Origin of the sequence: Cloacibacillus sp. An23, from assembly GCF_002159945.1 — a bacterium.
GTDB lineage: Bacteria > Synergistota > Synergistia > Synergistales > Synergistaceae > Caccocola.
The window spans coordinates 1-18,024 of record NZ_NFJQ01000010.1; the positions used below are offsets into that span (position 1 = coordinate 1).

Here is an 18,024-nt window from a genome sequence, read left to right on the forward strand (position 1 = left end):
AGCGCGCGCATAATGAGCGCTTTGACAATTACCGCGCCGATGTCCTGCAAGAGGCCGAGCATTGCGTCGCTGAGCGACTCCGTGCCGCGGATGGCGCTCTCGAAGGCGCTGCCGATGCCCGTCGGGAAATTCATGAGGCTTTCGCGCGCGTCCTCCCAGACGGCTCCGGCCTGCTGGCCCGCGGATAAATAGCGGCTCTCCACGCTTGCAAGCTGCTCACCTGCGAGTTTGACCGCAAGCGGCAATTCCGCGAACTGCTGTTTGAGTGCCTCTATCTGTGCTTTGTACTGTCCTGCGCTGATAGCGCCGGATTCATAGCGTTTTTTCAGCGTGTCGAGCGTGTCCGACAGCTGCTGAGTCCCGGCAGACTGCCAGTCGCTGAAAAGCGCCTTCTCGCCGTCCGTCATGTTAAATGCTCCTTTGACTTTGAGCCCAAGCTCTTCGACGCGCTGATTCAGAATGTTGAAGTAGTCCGAGTTAGAAAGAAGCCCCTGCGAGTTCTCCCAGCCGAGGCCGGAAAGATACTCGCGGTCGGCGCGCTCGTATATTTCGGCGAGCTCCTTCGCGGCCTCTTTCTGTTTCTCGATGCGCGCGAGGACACGGTCGGCGTTTTCGGCGTCGAGGCGGATAGCCTCTTTCGCGGCTTTTTCGGCTTCCCGTGCCGCCGCCTTTATTTCGGCGGCGGAAGTTTTTACCGCGCTGCCGGTGGAGGCAACAGAGCCCGCGAGAAATTTCGTCGGGTCGGTTTCAACTTGGAATCCGGCGCTATATTTTTGAACAATCTGCCGTGCTTGCTCCATAATGCTTAGCCCCGATTTATTTTCTGGGACTAAGTTCAGCCCGCCGCGGACTGCCGCGCCTTTACTGGAAAACAGGCCGCTGAAATCCATTTTCACATTATCAGCAACCTTGCCGACGCGCACGGAAGCCTCTTCGCCTTTGCGTGCGAGGAAATCAAAGAATCCGGCGATTCGGTCTTTCAAGTCTTCGAAAAATTTTCCGAGTTCATCCCACTTAGTCACAATCACATAAGCGGCTGCGGCAGCGACGCCGGCGACAAGAGTGAACGGCCCGCCTGCCGCAAGCATGGCTACGCCGAGCTTCGCAAGCGCCGGGATTAGCATGACCGTTATAGCTGTTGCAACGGCTGCAATCGCACCCTGTACTTCCGGCGGCACGAGCTTCTTGAACGCCTCGCGAACGCCGCTCGTCTTTATCTCCTGTGACAGAGCGGTGAGATATGTCGAGACGTCCGACATCTTCGTTTTTAGGTCGAGTCCTTCGGTTATGGAGTCGCCTATGCTGCGCATGATGCTTGATATGGAGTCCTGCATATTGCTGAGCTGGTACGGTATCTCGTCCGCGGACTCCTCCATGATGCCGTCGAAGCGGTCTCTCATGCCGGTAAAAATAGCTTCAAGTGCCGTTTGTGCTGATATGGCTCCTTTTGACGCCTGCGCCTGCACTTCCGCGACGGACTGCCCAGTATAGTCAGCGAGCATCTGCCAGCCTGCGATGCCTGTCTCAGTCAGTTGGAGCATCTCTTCGGCTGACACTTTGCCTTTTGACGCCATCTGACCGAGCGCGAGAGTTATGCGGTCTATGCCCTCCTGACCGAGGCCGAGCGCCGCAGCCGCGTTGCCGACGTTGTTGAGTATCGGGATGACGGCCTCAGCCTGGAAGCCGTAAGCCTGCAAACGTTTCGAGGCGTCGACAAGCCCCGCGAAATCGAACGGCGTTGTGGCTGCGAAGCGCTCCAGATCACGGAGATGCTTTTGCGCAGCATCGGCCGAACCTGTTAATACGGTCATAGATTTTTGGGCGACCTGAAAATCGGCGGACATTTTCACGGCGGCGACGCCAAGAGCCGTGAGGCCGGCGGCGGCATATTTTACGCTGGACAACAGGCTCTGAGACATTCTGACTGCATTTTTCCCGAAGGTCGCGTCTATGCTCTTGTTGATGCGCTTATTCGCTTGTTCTACTCGCTGTGCGAGCTGACTAAAGCCGCTCACGGCTGCGGAAATGTTCGCAGTTATTCTATATTGCAGAGTCGTACTTGCCATCGCCGGCCGTCTCCTTTATCTTCTCGAGCCTGTACCTGTTCGCCTCTTCCGGCGTCATTACGCGACCGCCTTCCCATTCGCCGCAGAGCTTCTCTATCGACGGCGGCTTTTTACCCTGATAGAGCGCCACGAATACGGCGAGCTCCGCGCGTTCGCGCCTCGCAAGATAGCTTTTGTAGTTGTATGCGTGGATGAGGTCGGACAGCTGACCTCTGGTAACGTGCCAGAGGTCTTCGTGGCTCAGCCCAAGCGGGCCGAGCGCCATTAGAAATAGGGACTGCCGTTCGTCTAGGCAGTCCCTTCCGCGTTTTTTGCGTCTTCGCCGTTCTGCGTGGCGAGCGGAATGATGCGCAGGACGAACGAGTTTGTGAGCTCGCCGACTATATCTGCGTACACTGCCGGATAGTCGCCGTCGGCCTGGTCCAGTATCGCGCCGGCGCGTTCGAGCGTCATACCGCGATTGTTCGCAAGCAGTACGGCCCAGAATATAGCGCGGATGAGACGCAGGTCCAGCACGCCATTCGAAATCTGCTGCATGATAGCACTGAGCGGCTGATGCATCGTGTCCTCAAGCATACAGACCGCGTTGAGGCCGAACTCGATTTTATAGTTTTTACCGTTTATAGTGACTTCTCGCATGACTGTCCCTCCTAGACGCTCGCCTGCGCGGTGCTGTCGACGTCGCCGCCGGCGACGAAAGTGACGGCGGCCTCGACGCGCCCGTCGACCGACGCCGAGTAAGAGAGACCCGTTATATAGGCCGGTATCTTATCCTGCGGCTTCGACGCGCCCGTGCCGTCCGGACGGTAGAAGATGTATATGAGCGTGTCGTCTTTCTGCGCTCCCTCAATGAGCTGGAGCGTCTCGCTCTCGGGGTCTACGATTATCGTAAACTCGCCGCGTGCATCTCCCTGCCCCGGGACGTACTGCTTGTTTTTGTCGAAAACTCCGGTCACGTCCACTTCTGTTTTACTTTTGTCGTAGCTCCAGCTCGCCAGGGCTTCGAGGAGGTCGGGCTCGCCGACTCCGTCTTCCGAGACCATGAGCTGAGCGTTTTTTGCAAGCTGTCTGGCCATCAGTCAGTCCTCCTGTCGTAATATCGTATCGTCGCGACGCCGTGCCACCAGTCGGGTTCGGCGGCGTCGCGCATTATCTCTATGCCGTCGTAGAGCGCCCAAGAGGGCACTGCGGCGATTATCAGGTCGTTGATTTCAAGTATCTGCTTGCGCCCGCCAGCGGAGGCGCTTGCGCGCGCCCATACGTCGAGGTCGACCGTCACCTCTGAGCCGCTGTTATCTAGGAGTTCGTCATTAACGCTCTGCACCGACGCGACGGCGATGTACGGAGACGCCGCGTCGTCCGGCGGCTCGTCGTATATGCCGCTGACCTTCGCCATGAGCGCCTCGTTCTCCGCGAGCGCCTTATAGAGCTCGCCGTATTTCATAAGATCAGACATCTTTGAGCGCCTCCTTCATGGCATCTGTCAGCTCTTTGCGAATAAGCCGCTGCTTTGCCTTGACTGCCGGCCGCAGAAAGGGCTGCGCGGGGACTGTCTTGCTCCCCTGTTTATGTCCGTATTCAACTGCGGTCGCGTAGTAAACGCGCGCGCCTGCGCGCTGTTTTTTCGTCCTCCGCTTCGTGCGGCGCGATGTCTCTGGATAGTCGGCATATACGACGCCGCTTAGGTCGTCTTTCCATGTCCGCGCCTTTATGGAGTTGCGCAGCGCGCCGGTTTTCACCGGCGCAAGCCGTTTCGCCTCGTCGCGTACGGCGTCCGTCGCAGTGCGGAGATGTGGATAGACGCAGTCTCGGAGCGCACCTTTCGCTAGCTTGCGCAAGTCTCGGATGGCTTCTTCGGGCATTTTTATGCTGCGCGCCACTGTATTCTACGCCTCCATCCTGCAATCCATCTCGCATACGGCGTGCGCATAGTCCGGCCGCACGGCGCGGACGGTGAGCGTTTTGCCGCGCCATGTTATCACGTCGCCGTTTTCCGGCTCGATTTTGCCGAGCTGAATCGTGACCTGGTGCGTGCGCAGCTCGAGGTCACGGCCGGAGATGATTCCGCTGCGCGAGCGCGTCGCCGTGACCTTCGCCCAGCAGTCGCAGAGCTTTTCAAGCGTACGCACCGAGCCGCCTATGCCGTCGTCGCTTGTCTTCGGCCTTGATATGGTTATCCGCTCCCTCAGCTCGCCCGGGTTCATGCGTAGTCACCGCAGCCTTCAATGTGCGCGAGTATCGCGTCCACTGTGTGGCGCACCGGCGACTGCGCCGCGGAGCCGGACGAGACTATTTCACGACTCTCGTACCAGTGCGCGACCATAAGCTTGACGCACTGGCGGTACAGTTCGTCGTCGGCGAGCGCGAGAGGCTCGCCGTCTTTGACGAGCCTCTGCGTTTTGCTCACCTTGCCCGCGATATACGCCTCCGCCGCCGCGAGCTGACTTTTTATCAGCGCGTCGTCCGTGTCGTCCGGGACGCGAAGATAGAGCTTAAGGTCGTCGAGCGTGAGCGGCATGGCTTACGCCCCCACGGTGATTTTGACGCTGAACGTCCCCGTGTCGGCCGTGACGGCGAAGGTGTGCTCCGCCTCGCCGAGAGTTGAGAGATAGTCGTCGAGGAACGTCAGCTTCCCTCCGCTGAAGGTGTAGTTCGTGCTCTCGACCGTCGCCGGCGTCTCGTCCTTAATTCCCGTTATGCTGTTCGCCCCTGTAACCGTAAACACCACGTCGGCCGGGCTGCCCTTGCTGAACGTGGCTGATTCAGGGTCTACGGTTACGCTGATTTTTTTAGGTACACGAACGCCTTCGTGGTTATCGGCTTGCCGTCGAGTATCGCGTAGCCCATGAACTCCGTCTGGCGCTTCGTCATATACTCGTCGCGGAGCAGCGAGATTTCCTCCTGCACGTTCATGCGGTAGCCGCGCTGGACGTTCGCAAGCAGCATGGCGTCCGCCGGAACCGCGTCCTCCTCGTAGACGACATGGCCGAAGAGCCTGCCGACGCCGCCGGAGATAACGTCGGCGATGAAGTACGGGCGTCCCGTTTCGTCGAGAAGGTTCGCGAGTACGTTCCATATGAACGAGTTCTTGGCGTAAATGACGGCGCCGGAAGAATATCCGCTGCGTATCTTGCCCATGAACTCCGTGAGCTTCGCGTAGTCGACCTCGTCGGTGCTCGCCGTCCACGTCATGACCTGCGGCGTGCTGCTCTCGGCCTCGAGCGCAGTGACTATGCCCTGCGGCTGATTGGTCCCGGTGCCGGAGACGACGGCGGCCGCGAGCGCGTTGCCCATCTTCTCGGCGATGAGGTTCGCGATATAGGTCAGGAACGCGTCTATGGACATCTTTTCGAGTTTCCACGAGATGAGTATCGACTTCGCGAGCTCATATCCGTCGAGCACTATCGAATCGAGCTCGAAGGAGCCGGACGTGACCTCGGTCGATTCGTTGTACCACGTCGCGTTGTCTCCGCCGTCCTTTTCGCGCGGATAGGTGAGCTTGCCTTTGACGTAGGTCTTTGGCACGACGCGGAGTATCGGGTGCGCCTCGCCCATCTCCTTCCATATCTGCTCTACGAGGGTGTTCGGTATGACGATGGTGTGCGTTGAGGCGGTCTGGAGCGCGCCGTGTACTTCTAGGCCGTTGTTCATGCGCGCGAACACCGCGCTCTCGTCGGCGTTGAGCGGCTGGTTCATGAGCGTGCGTGCGAAGGCGGTGCGGTAAAGCGCCTCTTCGTCCCGCGGGCCGCCGGTCTTCTCGGCGGATTTCGCGCCCTCCGGTTCGACGCTCTTGTCTTCGATATTCACCGGAGCGCTGACCTTCATCGCGAGTAGCGCGTTGAGGCTCGCGGCTTCCTTGTCGTGCTTTTCTTTATCCGCGTCGAGCGACTCTATCGCCTCGCGCTTCTCCTTCGCGAGCGCGAGGTCGCCCGAGTTGAGGGCCTCGCGCGCTTCGTCCATAAGTTTCTGGCGCTTTTCTATGTAATCTTTCATTTCTTATCCTCCTGTGTTTTTCATTTCAAGCAGCCGGAGCCGCTCGTATTCCATAGACGCGGCGTATATCGCGCCCGCGTTCTTTGTGCAGGCCGCCATCTGTATAGGCGGCTTGATACTCACTCCGCGAAAGAGCGCGGCAGTCTCCGCCGCGGAAAGGTAGCTTTCCTTGCCCATGAGCTCTATTACTCGCTCAAGGTCGTCCGTCACGTTGAGCCGCTCGGAGTAAACCGACACAACGGCGTTGTCGACTTTTGCAAGCAGCTCAGCGTAGCGCGCAAGTTCTTCCGTGTTGCCGGAAACCGAAGCCCACGCGCGGTGAATCATGAGCATCGTATTTTCGGGCATCTCGATGACGTCGCCCGCCATCGCTATGACGCTTGCGATGCTCGCGGCGATGCCGTCGACGTGGACCGTCTTGCGCCCCTTGTAGCGGCTCAGCATGTTGTAGATTGCCATGCCGGCGAAGACGGAGCCGCCGGGAGAGTTGATGTAGATGTGCAGATGCTCGCTGCTAAGCCCGTCGAGCATCCGGCGGATGGCCTCGGGGTATTTGTCTGCCGAGCTCCACGCCTCCCACCAGTCGGAGACGATTTCGCCGTAAAAGTAGAGCGCCGCGTCTCCGTTTGCGAGATTCCGCACTCGGAGCAGCGTGCTGAGGTTCTCCTTCATTCTTCCTCACCTCCTCCGCCGACGACGGCCGTGTCGAGCCGCCTTATCGGTCTGTCGCCGCCTTCGATTGGCGCCATGTTCAGCACTTCGCGCCACTCGTTGGGCGTCATCGCACCGCGGTCTACCATCTGGAGCAGGTTGAGCTTCGTGCTCATCGAGGCGTATTGCAGGCTGTTCGCGCCAAAGGTGATGCGGTGTCCGGCCTGGCGCTCTCGCGGCGAAAATAGCTTCCGCGTAAACTCGTCGCTCATCTGCTTGGCGACCGGCTCAATCTGTGCCTCGTAGAAGGCGTTCCACTCGTCCTCGGTGTATGAGTTCTGCACGATGTTCTGATTGACGCCGAAAAAGCTGTATATGCGGCGCTCCGTCCTGTCGGTCTGGAGGACGTTCGGGACGTAGTCGTTCGGCTTTATCTGCTGCACCTCGGCTTTCGCGTCGGTCGCGGCGACGCCCGTGCCGTTGCCTTCGGTTGAGAGGTACATCTCCGCGAAGTTCTCGGCCTGCTTTTTAAGGTCTTCCGGCCTTATCGTCTGGTTCCATTTGACGAGCCAGCGGATTATCGCGCCGTTTTTGATGGCGTCCATGAGCCCCTTGTCGCTGGTACCGACCAGCTCCATCAGCGGCGTGAGCGCCTCCTGCGCGCTCGTCCCAAAGATGTCGTTCTCGTAGTAGTCGCGCCGCAGGTGTATCACGTCGCGATACGGGTACGTCACCATACGCCCGTTGCGCAGCACGAAGCGCAGATAGAGGTTATAGCCCCTGTCGTAGATAGCCTCGGCGCTCATGACCGGCAGCGGATACAGCTCTATCGGATAGCCGTTATGGTCGCGGTTGATATAGGCGAAGGCGTTTCGGTTGAGCGTGAGCTGCGCGGCGAGTTTTTCCTGGAGCATACAGCCCGCCATGTAGGGATTCGGTTCCGTGAGGATTTTGCGGATGTAAAAATAATCCGCCTCGTCGCCCTCCGCCTTGACGTGTACCGGCGTGAGCTTGCCGATGGCTGATACGTGCGGCTGTATGCAGCTGCGCAGGATGTCGGACTTGTAGAGCTCTCCGCCCCACTGGTAATAACCGTTGCCTCTGTCCTGTATGACTTCGTAGCGTACGCGGCTCGGGGCGCGGTTAAAAATCTTCGCAAGCCACTTAAACATGGGCATCACCTCAAATCAGGTTCAAATATTCTTCGCGGTGGCGGCAGAAGGCCACGTAGGCGTCGAGCAGCGACGCCATGCCGTCTATGCGGCGCGTTTCGCTGCGCCCCTTCGAGGGCTGGATGTTGTCGTTCTTATCGACATCTATCGAGGTATTCGACAGGCACCACTTGAGTATCGGATTGTTGTTGTAATTTATGATTTTCGCCTCAAGGTCCGCGCCGAGAGCCTTCATCGGAGCGGAGAGCGTGTATTTGCCCTGGATGACCTTCTCCATGCCGTAGCTGCCGAAGTTGGTCTCCATCTCTTTGATAAAGTACACGGCGCTCCACGCGTCGTAACCGAATGCGGCAAGGTATATGCCGTGTTCGTCCTGCACCTCGCGGAACCAGTCCGCGACCTGCCGGTAGTCTATCTGATTGCCCGGACAGGTGCGCAGAAGCCCCTGCTCGCGCCACAGCGCGTAGGGCACTCGGTCCTCGGCTTCTCGGCGCTCGAGTAGGTCTTCGGGTATCCAGTACATTTGCATGACGTAGATATGCGCGTCGTCCGGCACCATGAAGAGCATCGTCGCACAGGTGAGGTCGGTCGTGCTGGACAGGTCGGCGCCGCCGATGCCGTAGCGCGGGGCGAGCGCCGCGATGTCGTACGTCGCAGTGTTGTCGAGCTGCTCAAATGTGAGCCACGCCTCCGACGTCGTTTCGCGCACATTGAAATCCTTCGTCACGAGGTTTTTGACGAGGCGCGGATTTTTCTTCGCGCGCTCGACCTTTTCCGCGAGCGTACGAAGCTCTTTTATCGTTCCGAGCCCTGGGTTCGCCTTCGCCCAGCATTTTTCATCCGTCCACTCGGAGCGCACGTCGAGCTCGTAGATTATCGGGAGCACGCGGTCGTCTTTGTAGCCCGCGGGATCTTCATAGCCCTTGATGATAAGCTCGGCTTCCTCATACTTACGGTCGAAGATGCTTTCTCGTACCGTTCCGGCCGTCGTGACGATGATTGAGAGCGGCTGCTCGCGCGCGCTCATGCCGTCCACGATTACGTCGTAGAGGTTCGTGTCCTCAATGGCATGCAGCTCGTCGATGAGCGAGCAGTGGACGTTGAGGCCGTCGAGCGTGCCGGACTCTGATGAAAGCGGTTTGAATACGCCGTCGTTGACGTCGCAGTCTATCTCGCCGACCAGACACCGGCATCGCCGCGAAAGCACCGGCGACTTCCGCACCATACGCTTGCTCTCGAGCCAGATTATTTTCGCCTGTTCGCGCTTCGTGGCAGCTGATACTATTTCCGGCCCGTTCTCGCCGTCCGCGAGGAGCATATAGAGCGCAATCGCGCTGCCGAGCGCGGACTTGCCGTTCTTGCGCGCCACCATGAGAATGAGCTCGCGGTATTTCCGCGTTCCGTCGTCGCGGCTCACGAATCCAAAGAGCGCAGAGATGAGTGCCTTCTGCCACAGCTCGAGCAGAAACGGTTTGCCGCCGAGCTTGCCTTTGCTGTGTTTGCAGTATTTTTCGATGAACGTTATCGGATGCTGCGCGCGGCGCTCGTCGAAGGTCCACTCGCCAGAATCGTCGTCAAGCAGGCGAACCAGCTCTTTATAGACGCGGCGCACTTTGTCGCTCACGAGCACTTCGCCGGCGGCTATCTGCCGGTAATACTCGCGGATGTAGCCGCCGTCAGTCGCGTGAGTTGACGAAGTCATCGAATCCGTCCCCGTCGTCGGGTTTCGGCGGCTCTTTTTCGACAAATTCCGTAAGCTGCTTCATGATGCTCTGGTAGTTCTTGTTCATCGTATTGTAAAGACGCGCTATCGGACGCTCGCGCTCGTACGGCTCGACCTTGTCCGACTGCGTGAACATCTCGACGAAGCCGTTTTCGTCGAGGTCGGCCTCCATATCCTCAAGCGTCACGCGCATATAGGCCGCGCGCTTGATAAGCGGCTCGAGAGCCGCCTGTTCTTTTTCGGAGCGGGCAACAAAGATGGCATCGAGCCGTTTCTGTTCTCTCTTTATCCGCGTTTCTTTAGACGGCTTCGCCATTTTTGCTGTCAACTCCTTTTTAGGCAGGGGGTTACGCGCGCACCCTGCGTATTTTTCAAAGCTCCCACGCCGGTCGCCGGATTTTGCCCGGTCGGCGCGAAATAGGGGGGCTAGGCCTTGATTAACTGCCCCGAGGCGTCGAAGCGCACATCCTCACGCGTCGGCTCCGTGCCGAAGTGCTCTCTGTTATGACACTCAAGGCAGAGATACTCGAGGTTGTCCCAGTTGAGCGTGATCTCCGGGTCGTCCACATTGCCGTCGGTGATGGGCTGCTTATGATGCACGATGTAGCCCGGCCGCCCGCACCTCTCGCAGATACCGAAGACTGACGCGATATATCCGTCGCGGCATCTCTGCCACGCCGCCGAATCGTAGAATGGCCGTCTCGCCATAACCTCACCGCCCATAAAAAACGCGCCCGCAAGGTTTCCCTCACGGACGCGCGATTTGATAATTTGTGTTTAATTATTATTCGTAGTGCTCCCACATACTTATGACTTTTACGGTATGTTCCGCTTCGTACACGGCATACACAAGCCTATGCTGTCGGTTTATCCTTCTGGAAAGCATTCCTTTAAGGTCACCGACCAGCTTTTCATATGGCGGATAGGGCTTGTAAGGGTTTTCTTTCAATATCCCTATAAGCTCCTTCACCTTATCTCCGAAGCCAGCGCTAATTGCAGTCCTCTTATCCTTGAGCCCCTGCTTCGTGTAAACGACTTTCCATGGTTCATTCATCATCGGGGTCTTCCACGCATTCATCAAGCGGCGTGTTCAGTCCGTCGATAAGTTTCTCCCTCATCCCAGGAATGGAAAGGAGATACAATGTCTCGTTTATCGCCTTGTAGTCGTTCTCGGACAACATGACGACATTTCCCTTTTTTGACGTTATGAATGTCGGTTCTTCTGTTGTAATAACCTCGTCAATGACATTGTACAAATTCTGACGGGCAGCCGTCGCATTAATAATCATATTGCCTCGCCTCCTTCTGCATTATTATCGTACGTTTTTACGTACGTGTCAATAAAATAACCGGACCGCGAATAGCGGCCCGGCTACACAGAAAGGAGATAGTTTTGTGGGAGGAACCGTTTGCCCTTACGCCTGTCACTCAAAAAACCACGCTATCATCATATCGCATAAATTCCGTAAGTACAGGGCATTGTTAGGGCATTATGGCGCGCTTTTCAGGGCAAGTTCAGGGCGAATTAATTTTCTCCGTTCCGCGCCAGCGGTTGCGCTCGTTATGCTCATCCTTGTCCGAGTCGTGCAGCAGGCTGAAGCTCGTGCCGTCGCCATAGACGACGCCGCTCGCTATATCCTCGGCAATCGCCGCCTCACGCCGGCGTAGAGTTTTTACGTCACAGTAATACTCGCCCGCGACGGCCTCAAGCGACTTTGCGCCAGGCAATCCGGCATTGCCGACCTTGCGCAGTAGCTCGTAGTTGTCAGGGTACGCCTTGCGGTACTGTTCCATGACCGCGTACACGCGCGCCCCGCCGCCGTACTGCGCAAACGCCTCGAAAGCACGCTTTGCGCTTTCCGCACTCTCGATGCGCCGCTGCGCTTCAAAAACCGACGGTTCGCTCTGCACATGCACGTCTTCGCTGCGCGAGGAGAATACAAACGACAGCCACTCCGCAAGCTCTTCATCGTCCGGCCAGCGCGCTGTGCCGGTCAAAACATTGAATCCGAGCGGATGCGTGTCCAGAAACAGGAGGATAAGCTCCTTTATGAGCCTGACGCGGCTCGAAATCCATATCTTTGTGCGCTTACGTCCCATAAGTTGCTTGTCCTCCCTTTGATAGTATTACCTTACTCTGCTGTTCCAGACCTCGACGGCGTCGCGTTTGCGGATGCCGTTGTCATCTTTTGTGTAATCCCATAAGTCTGAGACAGTCGCCTCGCACTCTGAGCAGATGACCTCTTTGCAGTCGCCGTAGAGCTTCGTGTGATGCACGACAACAACCGGTTTTCCACCGCAGAATGGACATCTTAGGAGCGTCGCCATGCGTCGTTATCCTTGTTCATTCGCGTGTGCGTGCTTTTTGACATACTCCCGGAGCGCTATTCTGGCAAAATCTTTAGTTTTATCGTCGTCGTAACGCTCGGCAAAGTGCCCCTTGTCCATTAAGCCGTAAAACGCCCTTTTCATCGCCTCTGCGCAATCTTTGCAAACGTCGCCTAATGCGTCTTCGTAACAGACGTCGCCGTTACAGTGCGCAACAATGTAAAATTCTCCTGTGTTCTTAGGCGTGAGTTCTTTGTCACAGTAATCGCAGTAACGGACTTCACAGATGATGGTCTTTTGTTTTACGCTCATTTTGCAGCCTCCTGCTCAGCAGCCTCTCTTGTCTTGGCTCCGTAATAAGCGATGCAGAGGGCGTCCGCTATGCCGTCGCTTGGTTTTCGAGCGCCTTTCGGCACGAGCGGCGTGTTCGGGAACGCCGCCGCCGCGAAGCGTATCGACCTGTCTTTCGTGGTAAGCCCGGCCATCGGCGCGGTGAGCTTCTGCCATTTTTGCGGAGCGACGTATTCGCAGCGTACCCCCCACGCACCGAGAAAACCTTCCCATATTCCGACGCTGCGGCCGAACGAGAACATCGAAGACACGCCCTGACGCGGCATCGCGTGAACGTGTTCGATGTAGGCTCTGCATCTGTATTCCGAAAAGTAAAGCGACAGTTTCTCGCCAAGCGCTCGCAACTCCATCGCATCGCGCGGCGCCGGCGCGGCCAACAGCACTATCAAACGCTTGTCAGTCGCGGTCTCGAGTACGGCTATCCCGCCTTTCGCGCCAAGGTCGACGCCTATTGTTACTTTTCCCGACATTTTCTTCTCTTTCTCCTTCCGCATTTTTCATTCCAAGCCCTGACCGCCTTCTCCCGCGTCCCCCGTGTCGTCGAGCTTCCGCATTTTGTACAGTAGATGGTAGTTCCTCGAATTGTCATAATTACAGACACACTTTCATTTCCGCAGCGACATGGTTTTATGATTTCTTGCATGAGCATTCTCCATTTTTATGCGTGAACCCTTAGCGTGAATGCGTGAATATCCTAAAGGATATATTCACGCATTTCACGCAAGGAAAAGGGCGCAAGCGTGAAATTTTCACGTTTTTTAGTTTTTCACGCTGTTTCACGTTTCACACCTCCGTATGATTCTTTTGCAGGATTTTTCTGATGTATACTTTTTCAAGCTCATACTCGTCCGAGAGTTGATAAACATCATCATCACAAGTTATTTCTCCAAGTCCAGACAATTCTTTACGCATAAGGTAGAAGTTTTGCCGTTTCGTATCAGGCTTCATATTCCCGCTGCGCTCATAAAAAATTTTTCTCCAATCACTCTCACGCACGCCCGCAAATTCGCCGCGTTCGTCGAGCACGCCATACTTTTCAGCGGCCTCGCGGTAAGTTTGAAGGCCGAAGTGCTGCGACTTCGTAAGCTTCGCCGTCTCCTTCTCAGCCCCATCCTCATCCTGCTCAAGCACGAGCGTGGACACGGGTTCTCCGTCGTCGTCGTACCAGCCGGGCAGATGGACGGGAATTTTCTCGAGGTAGACCGGTTCGGCTATTTCTCCGTCCTTGTTCTTGACCTGTTCGAGCTTTATCCTGTCGCCGCTCGTCGTGACGAGTATCTGGTTGTCGAGCGCGCCGCGCCACGCGGTAGAACCTCTGGCCCGCCCCTTCGCGTCCTGGTTCGCGCCTGTGTGATGCACGAGTATCACAGCGCAGTCAAAGGTTCTCGAAAGGGTCGAGCAGGCGTCGAGCATCGTCTTTGCGTCTACGGCCTTGTTCTCGTCGCCTACGAGGAACCTGTGCAGCGTATCTACGACTATGACGGATATTTTCTCCGCCTCGAGGCTCCGTATCTCGGATATGGTACGCGCGAGCCCTTCAGGCGTGTTCAGCTCGCAGTCCGAGGACGATACCCAGGCGTTGAGGCGTTCGACCTTGTGATACAGCTTCCAGCCCGCTATGCGCGCCTTGAGGCCGTAATGGCCCTCGCCCGCAAGATAGACGACGCCTCCATGCCGCACTTTGAGCCCCGCCCAGTCGTTTACGTCCGAGGCTATGCGCAGCACCCAGTCGAGCACGACGAAGGTTTTTCCGCAGCCAGAATCACCGAAGACCATAGCGAGGCCGTTGCACTGGATCCACTTCTTCACGAGCCACGCGATGGGCGCGGGCTTCGCGCAGAAGTCGTCGGCAGAGACGAGCCACGAACTGCCGCCTTTAAGCAGCGCCTTCAAGTCGCCGCCGGCGTTGACATAGTCGTTCGCGTCTCCCGTTTCGGGCGGGATCACAGCCCGTCCGCCGCACAGGTGCGCGGCTTCCTCCGCTGCTTTTTGTCCGGTTCCGCTTTCGTCGTTGTCGCCGACTATGACGATCTCCTGCGCCGGGCCGAGCTTTCCGCGCAGCCACTTCGCTACGACGGGCATATTCCCCGCGTTGAGGGCGACTATCGTCGTGCGTCCCGTAGCCTCGTAGACGCTCGCAGCGGTCGCGTAGCCCTCCGCGACGTAGACCGTCCCCTGCGGAGGCAAAGAGCCGAGCGGAAAATACCCACCCTTTATCTCGCCTCCGCCGTGGAACTGCTTCCCGCCGTCGCCGTCTATATACTGCGCCGAGACTACTTCTCCGCCCTTGACGACCGGCAGCATGAGCCGCCCGTCTCCCGTCTCGTATATCCCGTACGAGCCGACGCGCTTCTTCACGAGATACGGATGTTCCGGCGATGCTTGTTCGAGCGTCTTGAGTATCTTTTTGACAGCCTCCGCTATCTGCTCGTAATATTTGCGGCGCTCGGCCTCTTTTATCTCGATCGCTTCGGCTATGCGGGCCTCGTAGGCCGCGAGCTCTTCGGCGGACAATTCTCTCCCGACGTCGGCGCGCCATCGCTGCTCGAAACCGCCGCGCCATGAGCCGAACATGCCGGCCGGGATGTTGTCGCCGAAGCCGACGTACCAGCCGGCTTTCTCCGTCCCCTTATCTCCTTCGACCGGGAAGCGATGTATTTTCCCGTCGAGGACGATACGGAGGCTCTTCTCCGGATTCAGCCCGGAGGAGGTTATAGCCGCCGCGAGCTGTTCTTCCGGCGCGTCGGGCTTTATCTCCCTATCCCAGCCTGATGCTAAGACAGCCATCTTTGACAGCTTCCCGCCACGCCAGTACGGCGTTCATGGCCTCTGCGGCCCCGCAGCACACGACGGCCCCGTAGCCTATCCCGTCGAGATATTCGAGCCAGTCCTTCTGGGCGTCGGAGACGGCGCCGCCCTTCTGCCGCTTCATCTCTATCCACAGCCCCCACTCGGGGATGAAGAGATCCGGCACGCCGCGGCATACGCCCTCGGCCTTGAGCCGCGCGGCGGTGCGTATGTCGCGCCATCCGCCGTTCGGTACGGCGATTATACGCACGCCGGGGAACGCCTTGCGGAAGGACGAGACGAAGGCGCACTGCTCCTCATGCTCCGACGGCAGCGGTTTACCAGTGCCGGGCGAGCACTCGGTAATATCTTCCGTCTTTTTTGATAGTGACCGTTTCCGGCGCGTCTGCATCATTCAGCACCTCCGCTAGCTGTTCCAGGTAGTTTTCGTCTATTCCGTTCGCGAGCGATATGTCCGCGCCGCATCCGTCTATGATGTCGCGCAGCGTTATCTCCGCCTTGTATCTCGCGTATCCGTCGTGGAGTATCGTTATATACTCCGTCACCTTGTCTCCCGTCAGCTCCGCGTTGTAGTAGTTCACGCAGAGCATGTTTATCTGCTTGGCGCGGCTCTGCTTGACGTACCAGAGCCATTCGCGCACGCGCATCTCCTCCGGGCCGCCCATGATGTCCTCTCCATGCAGCGCGAGAGGCTCCTTCTCCGCCGGCGGGAAAACGTAGCCGCAGGCGGGACAGACCTTGACCGAAGTGTGCACCAGTTCTGCGCACTGTTCGCAGACCTTCACGGGCGCGTCTCCCGTGCCAGGCCCTTTATGCTTTGGCGGGACGACGTCGGTTATCGGACCGTGCCGCTTGACGTTTCCGGCGAAGTCAAGCACCAGGCAGTGGTCCGTGTGGCTCTTGAGCCTCATGCCGCGCCCGGCCATCTGGACGTAAAGACCAGGGCTCAGCGTCGGGCGCAGCATCGCGATGAGGTCGATGTCCGGGTAGTCAAAGCCGGTCGTCAGCACGTTGGCGTTAGTCAGCGCCGTGACGCGCCCCGCCTTATAGTCGCGGATTATCCTCTCGCGCTCGGCCTTCGGCGTATCGCCTGTGACGGTCTCGGCGGATATGCCCCGCGCGCGCAGCGCGTCGCGTATGGCGATGGAGTGCGCCACTCCGGCGCAGAAGAAGAGCCACGCCCTGCGGCCTCCGGCGCGCGCTATTACTTCGTCGACTATGCACTCGTTGTCGTCGGTGTTGTTGACCGCCCGCTGAAGCTCGTGCTCTATATACTCGCCGCCGCGTCGGCCTACGCCGTCGACCGAGAGCTGCGCCGCGGGCAGCTTGGAGCGCAGCGGCGCGAGGTAGCCGCGCGACACAAGCTCCGCGACGGACACGGGTTCGACGAGTCCGTCGAATATCGCGCCGTGCTCGCTGATAAGCCCGTGGCCGAGACGGTACGGCGTCGCCGTGAGGCCGACTATCCGCATGTCCGGGTTCACGCCCTTGAGTTCGCCCAAGAGCTTTCTGTAGCCGCCTTCGGCTTTGTGGCTTATCGTGTGGGCTTCGTCGACGATTACGAGATCGACGTAGCCGAGCATCTCGGCCTTGCCGCGCACGCTCTGTATCCCCGCGACTGTCACGGGCATTCCGACGTCGCGGCTGCCTATGCCGGCGGAGTATATGCCGAGCGGCGCTTCGGGCCACGCGAGCAGTATCTTTTCCGCGTCCTGTTCGAGCAATTCTTTGACGTGCGAGAGGACGAGTATCCGCGACCGCGGCCAGCGCGTCAGGATGTCGCGGCAGAGACCGGCTATGACGTGGCTTTTACCGCTGCCCGTGGGCATCACGACGCATGGGTTGCCTGCGTTGTATCTCATCCATGCGTAGAGCAGGTCGATCGCCCGCTGCTGATAATCTCTCAGAGCCATCAGAAGGGCACCTCCTCGTCTTTCTCGCCCTGTTTGTCGATTATTAAAAGTTCGTGCGTCGTGAGGGCGCAATCGGTGAGATACGGGCTTCCGTTGAGATATTCTCTGCCCTTTATCTCATATCGCGCGCAGAATCCGTTTTCCGTGCCGCCCCTGAATTTCCACGGCACGAGGTCGGGATGCGCGGTGTGGCAGTCGCAGCCAGCGCGCTGTTCGTCGACCGTAAGCTCGTATGGCGTGCCGTGCGAGCATATCCATGTCCCCTCTTTAGTCGGCGTGACGTGGGCGCAGGTGCGGCAGTTGACCTCTTCCGAAAGATGCGTCGTAAAGCAAAAGTCGTGCGCCGCGCAGAGCTTGCACTGCCACCACGACGGGTCGGCGGAGAGCGGCTCTGGTATCCTTTCCGCCAGCGCGAGGCCGTGTCCTCGGCGTATCAGGGATTCCGCCTTCGGCTTGTCGAGATATACGCGCTCGGCGTACATTTCGTCGTTGTCTTTGCATACGGCTATGTAGAGCGCGCGGTCTATCTTCGTGCCGAGCATGTAGCCCTGCATCTGCCACCAGTGGCGGCGCTTGGCCTCATAGACGCCTTTGCTCTGGAGCTCGCGGAAGGACTTGAGCGAGTGCGTCTTGAATTCCGCGACGTGGCGCGTCTTTTCGGCTCCGGGCACACCGCTTTCGATTATTCCGTCGACGGAGCCGGATACGTGGCAGCCGAAGTCTACGCGGCACTGTCCGTCCTCGTCGGCGTCGGTCGAGCGGATCACGACGCCGGCGGCGCGGAGGTCGCGGACTATGGTCTCTTCTTCGCGGTGTCCGCGGCGGAAGAGGCGCAGCATACGGCCTGAAAAATTTTCTGTAACCGCCCAGCGGAAGTTGAGCCATATCCAGCGGTCGCACGGGTGTCCCAAGAGCGAGAGCCCCAGATGCGCTCTCGGGGGCTCTCTGTGCTCTTCGTGCCACTTGTCTATGCGGCTCTGTATGTCAACCTGATTGAGCGGCTCCGGTAAAGCCGCCAT

Annotated in this window: 25 protein-coding genes; all 25 read right to left on the reverse strand. The window is 58.4% G+C overall.

Features of this window, described 5'->3' with window-relative positions:
- Window positions 1-2,066: tape measure protein (locus tag B5F39_RS10425; protein ID WP_143330719.1), on the reverse strand; the 2,066-nt coding region annotated here is incomplete at its 3' end.
- Complete coding sequence (locus B5F39_RS10430) at window positions 2,041-2,331, reverse strand: hypothetical protein (RefSeq protein ID WP_087367094.1); 291 nt, start codon at window positions 2,329-2,331, stop codon at window positions 2,041-2,043. The genes B5F39_RS10430 and B5F39_RS10425, both read right to left, overlap by 26 nt.
- A gap of 23 nt (window positions 2,332-2,354) precedes the next feature.
- Complete coding sequence (locus B5F39_RS10435) at window positions 2,355-2,705, reverse strand: GTA-gp10 family protein (RefSeq protein WP_087367097.1); 351 nt, start codon at window positions 2,703-2,705, stop codon at window positions 2,355-2,357.
- An 11-nt stretch (window positions 2,706-2,716) separates the two neighbouring features.
- Window positions 2,717-3,142 carry a hypothetical protein gene (locus B5F39_RS10440; RefSeq protein ID WP_087367100.1) on the reverse strand — a complete coding sequence of 142 codons (426 nt, stop codon included), beginning with the start codon at window positions 3,140-3,142 and terminating at the stop codon, window positions 2,717-2,719.
- Window positions 3,142-3,522: a DUF3168 domain-containing protein gene (locus tag B5F39_RS10445; RefSeq protein WP_087367103.1), complete on the reverse strand. Its 381-nt coding sequence runs from the start codon at window positions 3,520-3,522 to the stop codon at window positions 3,142-3,144. The genes B5F39_RS10440 and B5F39_RS10445 overlap by 1 nt, the downstream gene beginning before the upstream one ends.
- Complete coding sequence (locus tag B5F39_RS10450) at window positions 3,515-3,946, reverse strand: HK97-gp10 family putative phage morphogenesis protein (protein ID WP_087367106.1); 432 nt, start codon at window positions 3,944-3,946, stop codon at window positions 3,515-3,517. The genes B5F39_RS10445 and B5F39_RS10450 overlap by 8 nt, the downstream gene beginning before the upstream one ends.
- A 6-nt stretch (window positions 3,947-3,952) precedes the next feature.
- On the reverse strand, window positions 3,953-4,270 hold the full coding sequence (locus B5F39_RS10455) for a phage head closure protein (RefSeq protein WP_087367109.1): 318 nt from the start codon (window positions 4,268-4,270) through the stop codon (window positions 3,953-3,955).
- Window positions 4,267-4,584, reverse strand: coding sequence for a head-tail connector protein (locus tag B5F39_RS10460; protein ID WP_087367112.1), 318 nt, complete (start codon window positions 4,582-4,584; stop codon window positions 4,267-4,269). Before B5F39_RS10460 ends, B5F39_RS10455 begins: the two co-directional genes overlap by 4 nt.
- 3 nt (window positions 4,585-4,587) lie before the next feature.
- On the reverse strand, window positions 4,588-4,851 hold the full coding sequence (locus tag B5F39_RS14280; RefSeq protein WP_087367489.1) for a X2-like carbohydrate binding domain-containing protein: 264 nt from the start codon (window positions 4,849-4,851) through the stop codon (window positions 4,588-4,590).
- A complete protein-coding gene (locus B5F39_RS10470; RefSeq protein ID WP_087367115.1) occupies window positions 4,842-6,059 on the reverse strand; it encodes a phage major capsid protein in 1,218 nt (405 codons plus the stop codon). Before B5F39_RS10470 ends, B5F39_RS14280 begins: the two co-directional genes overlap by 10 nt.
- A gap of 3 nt (window positions 6,060-6,062) precedes the next feature.
- Entirely contained in the window at window positions 6,063-6,731 is a 669-nt protein-coding gene (locus B5F39_RS10475; RefSeq protein ID WP_087367118.1) for a head maturation protease, ClpP-related, read from the reverse strand.
- Window positions 6,728-7,882, reverse strand: a complete 1,155-nt coding sequence (locus tag B5F39_RS10480; RefSeq protein ID WP_204245101.1) for a phage portal protein — start codon at window positions 7,880-7,882, stop codon at window positions 6,728-6,730. The genes B5F39_RS10475 and B5F39_RS10480 overlap by 4 nt, the downstream gene beginning before the upstream one ends.
- A gap of 10 nt (window positions 7,883-7,892) precedes the next feature.
- Complete coding sequence (locus tag B5F39_RS10485; protein WP_087367121.1) at window positions 7,893-9,584, reverse strand: terminase TerL endonuclease subunit; 1,692 nt, start codon at window positions 9,582-9,584, stop codon at window positions 7,893-7,895.
- Window positions 9,559-9,921, reverse strand: a complete 363-nt coding sequence (locus B5F39_RS10490; protein ID WP_087367124.1) for a hypothetical protein — start codon at window positions 9,919-9,921, stop codon at window positions 9,559-9,561. Before B5F39_RS10490 ends, B5F39_RS10485 begins: the two co-directional genes overlap by 26 nt.
- 110 nt (window positions 9,922-10,031) lie before the next feature.
- A complete protein-coding gene (locus tag B5F39_RS10495) occupies window positions 10,032-10,313 on the reverse strand; it encodes an HNH endonuclease signature motif containing protein (protein WP_087367127.1) in 282 nt (93 codons plus the stop codon).
- A gap of 76 nt (window positions 10,314-10,389) precedes the next feature.
- Window positions 10,390-10,662, reverse strand: a complete 273-nt coding sequence (locus B5F39_RS10500) for a Txe/YoeB family addiction module toxin (protein WP_204245102.1) — start codon at window positions 10,660-10,662, stop codon at window positions 10,390-10,392.
- The gene (locus B5F39_RS10505; RefSeq protein ID WP_087367133.1) at window positions 10,652-10,894 is read right to left on the reverse strand and encodes a type II toxin-antitoxin system Phd/YefM family antitoxin; all 243 of its coding nucleotides are present in this window, start codon (window positions 10,892-10,894) and stop codon (window positions 10,652-10,654) included. The genes B5F39_RS10500 and B5F39_RS10505 overlap by 11 nt, the downstream gene beginning before the upstream one ends.
- Window positions 10,895-11,120: 226 nt before the next feature.
- Window positions 11,121-11,705, reverse strand: coding sequence for a hypothetical protein (locus B5F39_RS10510; protein WP_087367136.1), 585 nt, complete (start codon window positions 11,703-11,705; stop codon window positions 11,121-11,123).
- 27 nt (window positions 11,706-11,732) lie between these two features.
- Window positions 11,733-11,933: a Lar family restriction alleviation protein gene (locus tag B5F39_RS10515; RefSeq protein ID WP_087367139.1), complete on the reverse strand. Its 201-nt coding sequence runs from the start codon at window positions 11,931-11,933 to the stop codon at window positions 11,733-11,735.
- Window positions 11,934-11,939: 6 nt separating this feature from the next.
- Entirely contained in the window at window positions 11,940-12,245 is a 306-nt protein-coding gene (locus B5F39_RS10520; RefSeq protein WP_087367143.1) for a hypothetical protein, read from the reverse strand.
- Window positions 12,242-12,778, reverse strand: a complete 537-nt coding sequence (locus B5F39_RS10525) for a hypothetical protein (protein ID WP_087367145.1) — start codon at window positions 12,776-12,778, stop codon at window positions 12,242-12,244. The genes B5F39_RS10520 and B5F39_RS10525 overlap by 4 nt, the downstream gene beginning before the upstream one ends.
- A 289-nt stretch (window positions 12,779-13,067) precedes the next feature.
- The gene (locus tag B5F39_RS10530; protein WP_087367148.1) at window positions 13,068-15,071 is read right to left on the reverse strand and encodes an AAA family ATPase; all 2,004 of its coding nucleotides are present in this window, start codon (window positions 15,069-15,071) and stop codon (window positions 13,068-13,070) included.
- Window positions 15,043-15,486 (reverse strand): VRR-NUC domain-containing protein, encoded by a 444-nt coding sequence (locus B5F39_RS10535; protein WP_087367151.1) that lies wholly within the window; start codon window positions 15,484-15,486, stop codon window positions 15,043-15,045. The genes B5F39_RS10530 and B5F39_RS10535 overlap by 29 nt, the downstream gene beginning before the upstream one ends.
- A complete protein-coding gene (locus B5F39_RS10540; protein WP_087367154.1) occupies window positions 15,410-17,005 on the reverse strand; it encodes a DEAD/DEAH box helicase in 1,596 nt (531 codons plus the stop codon). The genes B5F39_RS10535 and B5F39_RS10540 overlap by 77 nt, the downstream gene beginning before the upstream one ends.
- Window positions 17,005-18,024 (reverse strand): hypothetical protein, encoded by a 1,020-nt coding sequence (locus tag B5F39_RS10545; RefSeq protein ID WP_204245103.1) that lies wholly within the window; start codon window positions 18,022-18,024, stop codon window positions 17,005-17,007. Before B5F39_RS10545 ends, B5F39_RS10540 begins: the two co-directional genes overlap by 1 nt.